Raw genomic sequence first — 8,244 nt, 5'->3', positions numbered from 1 at the left:
CAGCGGGGGGCAGGACACGGTGGTCTGGGTGGCAACGCGGGCGGCATGTCCGCCGGCCACATGAGCAGCAAGGGGGTAAGCAATACTAACGGCTTTAGTTCAGCCGACCATGATGTCGGTCTTGCCCGCGCGGCGGATCGATCGGACACGCAGGCGGACCGCGCCGACGCGCAAATGAGTCGCGCCGGTGTTCACGCTAGTCATGCAAGCCACGCCCACTCACGCTCACTCGCGCGGGTGAGCACGAATCTTCACCACAGTCAGCACATCGCTGTCAGCCATTCGAACTGATATAGCACGCAGAGGGCGCCGCCGGCGCCCTCTGTTGTCGTCCATCGCCAGTCTCGTCAGCAGTTACCCTTCTTCGCCTGTCCGGGCGGACAGAAGTCGTTGCCCGGCCCACCTTGCGGCCGGCTTTGCGGCACAACAACGACGTCGGGCTGATCCGGCACATACACGGCACAGCCACTGAGCAGGCCGGCGCTTACCATCAAGAGACAGAGAATTTTTTTCATATCGTTCTTAGGGTTCTCTTAGGGTTCTCTTAGGGTTTCTTAAGGGAAGAAACATTGTTTCTTCCCTTTCCCGTTGAGCTTGGAAACTGAAATTGACGTTCGTCTGGCTACCGGCAGAGACGTTCACCGCCGACGATTGCGTTGCCCCAGTCGAGCTGTCCGCCTCAACCGTGTACTGGCCCGCCGCGCCCGGCACGGCCAGGCAGCGCAACAGGCAGCACGCCACTGTAGGTTCCCATCTGCGGAGCGGCTGCCGGCAATTGCAACGTGTACACACCCGTGTCGAGATTCGCATTCACCGACGTGATTTCATAGCTGGCGGAGCCGATCGGGTGCGCACGCACCAGCGCTTGCGCACCCGGCGTCACCACGCCCGCCCCGGCACCGAGCGGACGATGCCGGTCGCGTGGCCATTCGGCAGCGTGTTGTCGACGATCACGATGTCGTAGCTGCCGTTCGTCGAACTCTGGATCAGCGGCGTCAGCACGAATTGGCCCGTTGTCGTTGCAACATGTTGCATCTGCTTACTTCGCTGGGCTCTGGAGACACGTTTCGCACAGTCGCGACGCGCGTCAATTTTCGTTGTGTGCATAGGGTTGCGGGCGGGCGGCGCGCCTCGTCGCGTGCAGTGTGTTACAAAAAATTTCATGCCGCTGTCTTTCGTACGACCTAAATTCATTTCCATTCCTCCTGGCAGTCGTCATTGGCGGGTGAGGAACGCCAAGGCATGGCGACATGCAGACCACGAGGGAATGCTGACTGGTTCGTAGACGGAGTCGTAGCCGACGCGTTGGCGGTGTCCAGCGCTCGCGGCCTGCAACATGGAAGCGGCAGTGGATATCGGCGAATGACAATGACAAAAGATGTGTGCCGACAGTGCCGTCGTGACGGTCTGCGGCAAAGGGCGCAATGTCAATCAGGTCATCCGGCGGTTGCCGTGACACTATCGCTTTTGCTGTTGCGGGTCGCATATAGATGAGGAGTCTTCCATGCGACGCAGACACAACAAGCCTGGTTCATTTCTGATCGGACTTCCCCTTGCCGCCATGTTGGCGGCCAGCACCACAGGCTGGGGGGCGCCCACCCTGGTCTCGGGTCCCAGCCCATTTGCAGGCTGTACGGTCGGCGGGCCCGGCACGCTGTACGTGAACGCCGAGGTCGAACCTTGGGTCGCCGTGAATCCCGCCCATCCTTCGAATCTCATCGGCGTGTGGCAGCAGGATCGCTGGTCGAATGGCGGTGCGCACGGCCTGGTTGCAGGCTTCTCGTCGGATGGCGGTCAGACGTGGCAACAGACGAATCTGCCTTTCAGCGCATGCGCCGGCGGGCTCGGATACGAGCGCGCCTCTGACCCCTGGGTATCCATCGGGCCGGATGGGACGGCCTACTCCGTCTCCATCTCGTTTAACCAGTCCAACAACAATAATGCAGTCGCCGCTGCCGTCTCACGGGACGGCGGCCAGAGCTGGGGGAATCTGAGCGTCCTCATCGCCGACAACGAGCCCACGACGCAGTTCTTCAATGACAAGGAATCGGTGACCGCCAATCCGATCAAGGCAGGCGTCGCCTATGCGGTCTGGGACCGGCTCGAACTACCGAACGGCAACCCTTATGCCAATCTGCATACCGCCGCTTTCCGTGGACCGGCATATTTCTCAAAAACGGTTGACGGAGGTATCACGTGGAGTTCGCCGTCGGTCATCGTGACCGTGCCGTCACGGCAGCAGACGATCGGTAACCAGATCGTGGTCAACTCGCAGGACGGCACGCTGTACGACTTTTTCGATCTGATCAGTCCGCCGTTCAGTAAAGCGGCCGGCAAGGTTGCGTTCATCAAATCGACCGACGACGGCGCAACGTGGACGAAACCGCAGATCATCGCCGGTCTGGAGACCGTCCCGGTCACGGATCCCAACACCGGCGAACCAGTGCGCACCGGCGACATCATCCCCGAGCCGGCAATCAATCCAGCAACGGGGCAACTCTACGTTGTCTGGCAGGACTCGCGGTTCAACGGCGGCCAATACGACGAAATCGCCTTCTCGACGTCGACGAACGGCGGCGCGTCGTGGAGCGCGCCTATCCGGGTGAACACACCTTCAGGGCGGCCAGCGTTCAATCCGTCGGTTCGCGTGAATGCCACAGGCACCGTCGCCGTCACGTACTACGACTTCCGGGACCTGGCGGCGGATAACAAGTCGACGCTGCCGACAAACTACTGGCAAACGACCTCAACCGACGGCGGGGGGAGCTTCGGCAGCGAACTGCGGCTGTCCGGTCCGTTCGATCTGAAGACGGCGCCGGTAGCGGAGGGATTCTTCCTCGGGGACTATTCAGGTCTGGAAGCGCGAGGAAATGCGTTCCTGCCATTCTTTGTGCAAACGAACTCGGGCAACACATCCAATCGCACGGATGTTTTCTTTGTTGCGCCGTAGCGTCGGGCAGTCTGGCCGGAGCGCCGACCGCCCAGATACAGCTGGGCGGTCGCACGGGAGTGCACGAGAGCATGCGCGCGCAGGCTAGCCAACCGCCTAGGTTGCACGACCATCACCTCTGACTGTTCGGGACTATGCTGTTTGACCTGGCGTTTTTCCCCATCGCGGAACTCACGTCACGAGCCGATATCAAGAAAAAATGGCACGAAAAGATGCCCCGCATTTTCGATCCGTTCTTCACCACGAAGCCCATAGGGCATGGCACCGGGCTTGGCCTGTCGCTGGCCTACGGTATCGTCAGGAAGCATGGCGGCACGATCGACGTGAAAAGCGAAGTCGGTAAAGGCAGCGTTTTTCACGTCTGGTTGCCGCTCAACCGTAGCGCTGCACTGAACGTCGAGCCGCTAACCGCGTGACCAGCGAAGCGATGGCTGGCGCGGGGCGGGAGCATGCCGAATGACGCTGCGCCGGCTATCGGTCTGGCGTTTCCCCTACTACGGGAGCCGCAGCCTGGGCCGATATCGCAGGAGAACCAGGAAGGAACGAAGCGGGAGGCATCATGATGGAATCTGCAGAAGCAGGTAATGATCCTGCACCGAAGGCTGCAATCGAACCCGGGCAGCCGGTCAGCGACATGGCGACCGTCCCCGTCGTCCTGCTGGTCGACGACGAGCCCGGTATCCTGTCGGCGCTCAAGCGTCTATTGAGAATGCGCCGGTACGAGGTGCTCACTGCGGAAGGCGGTGAGGCAGCACTCGAGGTGCTCGCCTCAACCGAGATCGATCTGATCGTCTCCGACATGCGCATGCCTCAGATGAGCGGCGCGGACTTTCTGGCACGCGCGCAGGCGCTCTACCCGGATACGATGCGCATCCTGCTGACCGGCTACTCGGAGATCGACTCTGTGGTCCGGGCCATCAACGAAGGTGGCGTGTATCGCTATCTCAACAAGCCGTGGGACGATCAGGATCTGCTGCTGACGGTCGCCCAGGCGCTCGAGCAGAGGCGGCTGAGTAAGGAGACCGCGCGGCTGACCGCGCTCACGCAGAAGCAGAACGACGAACTGCGCGCATTCAATGCGGGACTGGAAAGCCAGGTGCTGTCACGCACGGAGGAAATCCGTCAGACCGTGTTGTTCCTGGAAGACGCGCAACAGGACCTGAAAACCAATTTCACGGCGATGGTGCAGGTCTGCGCGAGCATGATCGAGTTGCGTTGCGGCGTGCTCGGCGGTCAGTCGCTGCGCATCGGCGAACTCGCGCGGCAACTGGCTTTGGCGTCCGGCATGAGCGGTTTGCAAGCCCAGGACGTTTTCTTTGCGGGCCTGCTGCACGGCATCGGGAAACTGTCGCTGCCCGACGAACTGACGCACAAGCCGCTCGACCGGATGACGGCGGAAGAAAGCCGGCTATTTCATCAGCATCCGCAGCGCGCGCAGATGGTGCTGACGCCGGTTGCGCAATTGCATCAGGTCGCATCGATCATCCTGCACCAGTATGAGCGGTTCAACGGACGCGGCATGCCGGACGGTCTGGCCGGGGCCGACATTCCGTTAGGCTCGCGTATCGTCGCTATAGCCCGCGATTTCGAAGGGCTGCGTCACGGCGACATCGCGAAGCGGCCTCTCTCCAGGGCGCAGGCGGCCGGGGTGCTCGAGTCGCAGGCGGGCATTCGTTACGACCCGCAGATCATCGACCGCTTTGTGGCGCTGATGAAGGATGCGGCGGCGTTGGAAATTGCAACACCCGTCTCGGAGATCAAAGCTTCGCAACTCGCGGAAGGCATGCGCCTCGCCGACGACCTGCGCACCGGCCGCGGTGTTCTGCTGATGACCAGGGACAGCGTCATGTCCGCGCATCAGATCGAGCAGATCATGCGCTTCGAGGCGCAGGAAGACGCACCTTTCGCCATTCTGGTCCACGCGGGCCCAACCGCGGCGGCGAGGTCTGCGCCTGCCGGCGCGGCTCACCCATGACCGCACTGGTGTAAGCAGACTGCGGGCCAGGTCGCGCGCATAACGACGGCCTGTTCATCCAGTTTGAGTTATCGAATATGCACGGCATATACAATCTTTGGCTCGTCCTGCTATCGCTAATCATTGCTACGCTGGCGGCGTATACGGCACTCGACCTGGCTGCGTTCATATCGCTCCTGGAAAAGCCGAAGCTCAGGCGGGCATGGCTGGGTGGCGGCGCAGCGGCGATGGGGACCGGCATCTGGTCCATGCATTTCGTCGGCATGCTGGCTTTTGCGCTACCGATCCCACTGGGATACGAACTGGGTGCGACCGGCGCGTCGCTCGCGATCGCAGTGCTGGTGTCGTACTTCGGGCTGAGTGTGGTGACACACCAGAAGCTGACGCGCTTCCGTCTGATCGCGGGCGGCTTGCTGATTGGGATCGGCATTGCGGGCATGCACTACGCAGGTATGGCCGCGATGCAGATGCAGCCGGGGATCGACTACGACCCGGCACTGTTCGCCACGTCCATCGTCATTGCGGTCGCCGCGTCGACGGCCGCGCTATGGATTGCACATACGCTGAGCGCGCTCAAGGAGCGGCACGGGACCGCGAGAAAGGTCGGCGCGGCCGTCATCATGGGCATTGCCATTACGGGCATGCATTACACGGCCATGGCGGCCGCGCATTTTTCGCTGGGCTCGGTGTGCGGCGCCGCCAACGGCATCGATACACATTGGCTGGCGACGACGATCGCGCTGTTCACACTGGCGATTCTGATTGTCACGTTGATGCTATCGCGCTTCGACGCACGCACGACCTTTCTGCGCGGCATGGCCGACACCCTCGAAGAACTGGTGAAGAAGCGGACCGGCGAACTGGAAGGGGCGCTGCGGCAATACGAACGAACGACTCACATGCTGCAGCTCACCCGCCAGAAAATGGAGCGGGAGATCGAGGAGCGCAAGACGGCACAGGTACGCCTCGAGCAGGAAAAGGACGAACAGCGCAGATTGCTGCATGAGCTCGAGGAAACGCATGTCCAGTTACTGCAATCGGAAAAGCTCGCGTCGATCGGTCAGCTCGCGGCAGGCGTTGCGCATGAGATCAATAATCCGATCGGCTTCGTGAGCGCCAACCTCAATACGCTCAAAACATGGGTTCAGAGCCTGCTCGAAGTGATTACCATGCAGGAAGCGCTCGTCGGGCAACTCGATTCCGGCGCTCGCGTCGCGGTTGCCGCCGCATGGAAAGAAGCGGACATCGACTACGTGCGCGTGGACATCCTGGCACTGGTTGACGAATCGATCGACGGAGCAATGCGGGTGCGCCGCATCGTGCAGGACCTGCGTGATTTCTCGCGCCCTGGCAGTGACACGTGGAGTATCGTGGATCTGCACGCGGGACTCGATAGCACGCTGAATGTCGTACACAATGAGATCAGGTACAAGGCGCAGGTGGTGCGGGAATATGGGGATTTGCCGCACGTGGAGTGCCTGCCGTCGCAGGTGAACCAGGTGTTCATGAATCTGCTCGTGAACGCGGCTCAGGCTATCCGGGAGCGTGGCGTAATCACGATTCGCACGTCGTGCGATGACCAGATGGTGTCGATTGCGATCTCCGATACGGGCATAGGCATGCCAGCCGACGTGACGCGCAGGATTTTCGATCCATTTTTCACGACGAAGCCCGTCGGGCAGGGTACCGGTCTGGGGCTGTCCGTTTCGCATGGCATCGTCGAACGCCATCATGGCGCCATCGACGTCGCCAGCGAACCCGGGCGAGGTACGACCTTCACAGTCCGGCTGCCAGTCCGGCGCAATCTGGTGGATGCGGATGTGCATGCCTCGCAGAGCCCGGCATGATGGCGCCCACAAGTCATTCCGTTCGGCTTTTTCGTTTTGATCGCGTCAGGTCGTCAGCGACATGCCATTGCTGACGACCTTTGAAATGAGACCATTTGGCGCCTGGCGTATGTCCGCATGCGGAACCGGTGTCAAGGGACGATACATAGAATATCGTACATCACTCAACTTTCATTGAAGCTTGCCGATATAACGTTCGAACCTGATAGTGGGTCGGGCATAAGGGACTCTTATTGGAGCTGCAAGTGGACAAGGACAATTTCCTGGAGAACGCCCTGCGCCAGATGAGCGAGAAGCGCCGAGCACGCTTCGAAGAGGGTTTTAGCTGGGGAATTGTAGTCTCGCCCGTGCTTGCCGTGCTGACAGCTTGGTGGGCTCTGCACGGGGACCGGCTAATGGTTCCCGTAGCGGCCTTTTTTGTCGTGCTGACGAGCGGACTATGGGGATGGAAAATTTTTGGACGTGCAGCGGCTCCGTCGGTGGCACCATCAACGAAGCCAGGCTTCGCGATGAACTGCTTTGTCTACTTGTGGATACTCGTTGTTTTTGCCGGCTACTTCGGATATAGACAGGGCTTTTCACCTAGCGGACTTGTGTATGTGATGATGGTGATGTTCGCTTCGATGTGGGCTGTCGCACTTGTTCTGATTGTCCGCGTTCCCGTCGCAACCATCGGACAACTCGCACACCGACAGTATGTTTTTCTTCTCGCCATGTCTCTCCCGGCCGGCGCAGGCACTGGATATGACGCCGGCTGGCTTTACACCGTGCGCTTTGGCGAGCAAACATCGTCGATGCATCATGTCGTGAGCAAGGACGTGCGGTACCACCGACGAGGCGGTACCGATTATGTCGTGACGCTTGACGGCGATGGGCCGCTTTCGCCACCCCATCCTGTGAACAGTTCACTGTGGGCGACCCTGACTGTCGGCTCCAGTGTACGGGTCGCCGAAACACGGTCGCCGATGGGCGACTGGATCAGCGTTGCGTCCCGCTGATCGACGCTATGAGGCGTACGTGAGGGTTGCTCCGGAAGTGCCGCTGAACGGCCGCTTTCGGCAACTATGAAGGTCGGTTCCGGGTCGCGTGCTGCCGATCACAGACTTGCGCGGTTCACATTGTGTATGCCCTTTGTATGAGGCAGCACGCGGCCACGAGCGGCCATTCGATATTGCTTCGCAGATCGCCGACAATCGATAGTGTGCCCTTCAAAATTGGTTGAGGGCAAGCGTGATCGAAGCGACGTTGGTGCCGGTGTTCGAGCGGCGTGTTCGTGAAGGTCGCCCCAGTGAGGCGCTGGATCTGTTTGGCGTCGCGCCGAAGCTTGCGGGCGCGGGCGCGAGCGCGGCTGGGCGTCCCCGGCTGCCGATCCGGCTGATGGTCGGGCTGCTCTATCGTAAGCACTCGATCTGTACCGTCTGTTCGTAATGGCGGGACTGGGGCAATCTGATTCCCATCAGATGTGATGGGGA

At 60.9% G+C, this 8,244-nt stretch carries 5 protein-coding genes and 3 pseudogenes; 6 read left to right on the top strand and 2 right to left on the bottom strand.

The window, feature by feature from the left end; all coding sequences use genetic code 11:
• Positions 1-347: 347 nt before the first annotated feature.
• Positions 348-515 (bottom strand): hypothetical protein, encoded by a 168-nt coding sequence (locus tag AC3WLT_RS36500; protein ID WP_492596415.1) that lies wholly within the window; start codon positions 513-515, stop codon positions 348-350.
• A gap of 82 nt (positions 516-597) precedes the next feature.
• A pseudogene (locus AC3WLT_RS36495) lies at positions 598-1,026 on the bottom strand (DUF4382 domain-containing protein); the annotation flags it as partial.
• 535 nt (positions 1,027-1,561) lie between these two features.
• On the opposite strand from AC3WLT_RS36495, the gene AC3WLT_RS36490 reads away from it, so the two are divergent.
• The 6 genes and pseudogenes from AC3WLT_RS36490 to AC3WLT_RS36465 form a co-directional block, all read left to right on the top strand.
• Positions 1,562-2,950, top strand: coding sequence for a sialidase family protein (locus AC3WLT_RS36490; protein WP_492596416.1), 1,389 nt, complete (start codon positions 1,562-1,564; stop codon positions 2,948-2,950).
• 218 nt (positions 2,951-3,168) lie between these two features.
• A pseudogene (locus AC3WLT_RS36485) lies at positions 3,169-3,366 on the top strand (sensor histidine kinase); the annotation flags it as partial.
• 143 nt (positions 3,367-3,509) lie between these two features.
• Positions 3,510-4,925 (top strand): response regulator c-di-GMP phosphodiesterase, NosR family, encoded by a 1,416-nt coding sequence (nosR, locus tag AC3WLT_RS36480; RefSeq protein WP_492596414.1) that lies wholly within the window; start codon positions 3,510-3,512, stop codon positions 4,923-4,925.
• Between the two features lie 77 nt (positions 4,926-5,002).
• The gene (locus tag AC3WLT_RS36475; protein ID WP_492596413.1) at positions 5,003-6,772 is read left to right on the top strand and encodes a histidine kinase; all 1,770 of its coding nucleotides are present in this window, start codon (positions 5,003-5,005) and stop codon (positions 6,770-6,772) included.
• 245 nt (positions 6,773-7,017) lie between these two features.
• Positions 7,018-7,770, top strand: coding sequence for a hypothetical protein (locus AC3WLT_RS36470; protein ID WP_492596412.1), 753 nt, complete (start codon positions 7,018-7,020; stop codon positions 7,768-7,770).
• A 235-nt stretch (positions 7,771-8,005) separates the two neighbouring features.
• A pseudogene (locus AC3WLT_RS36465) lies at positions 8,006-8,176 on the top strand (IS5/IS1182 family transposase); the annotation flags it as partial.
• Positions 8,177-8,244 lie beyond the last annotated feature (68 nt).

This window comes from Paraburkholderia sp. FW306-2-2C-D06C (assembly GCF_058781505.1).
The sequence above is the reverse complement of the archived record's forward strand: the minus strand, read 5'-3'. Positions and strand labels throughout refer to the sequence as shown.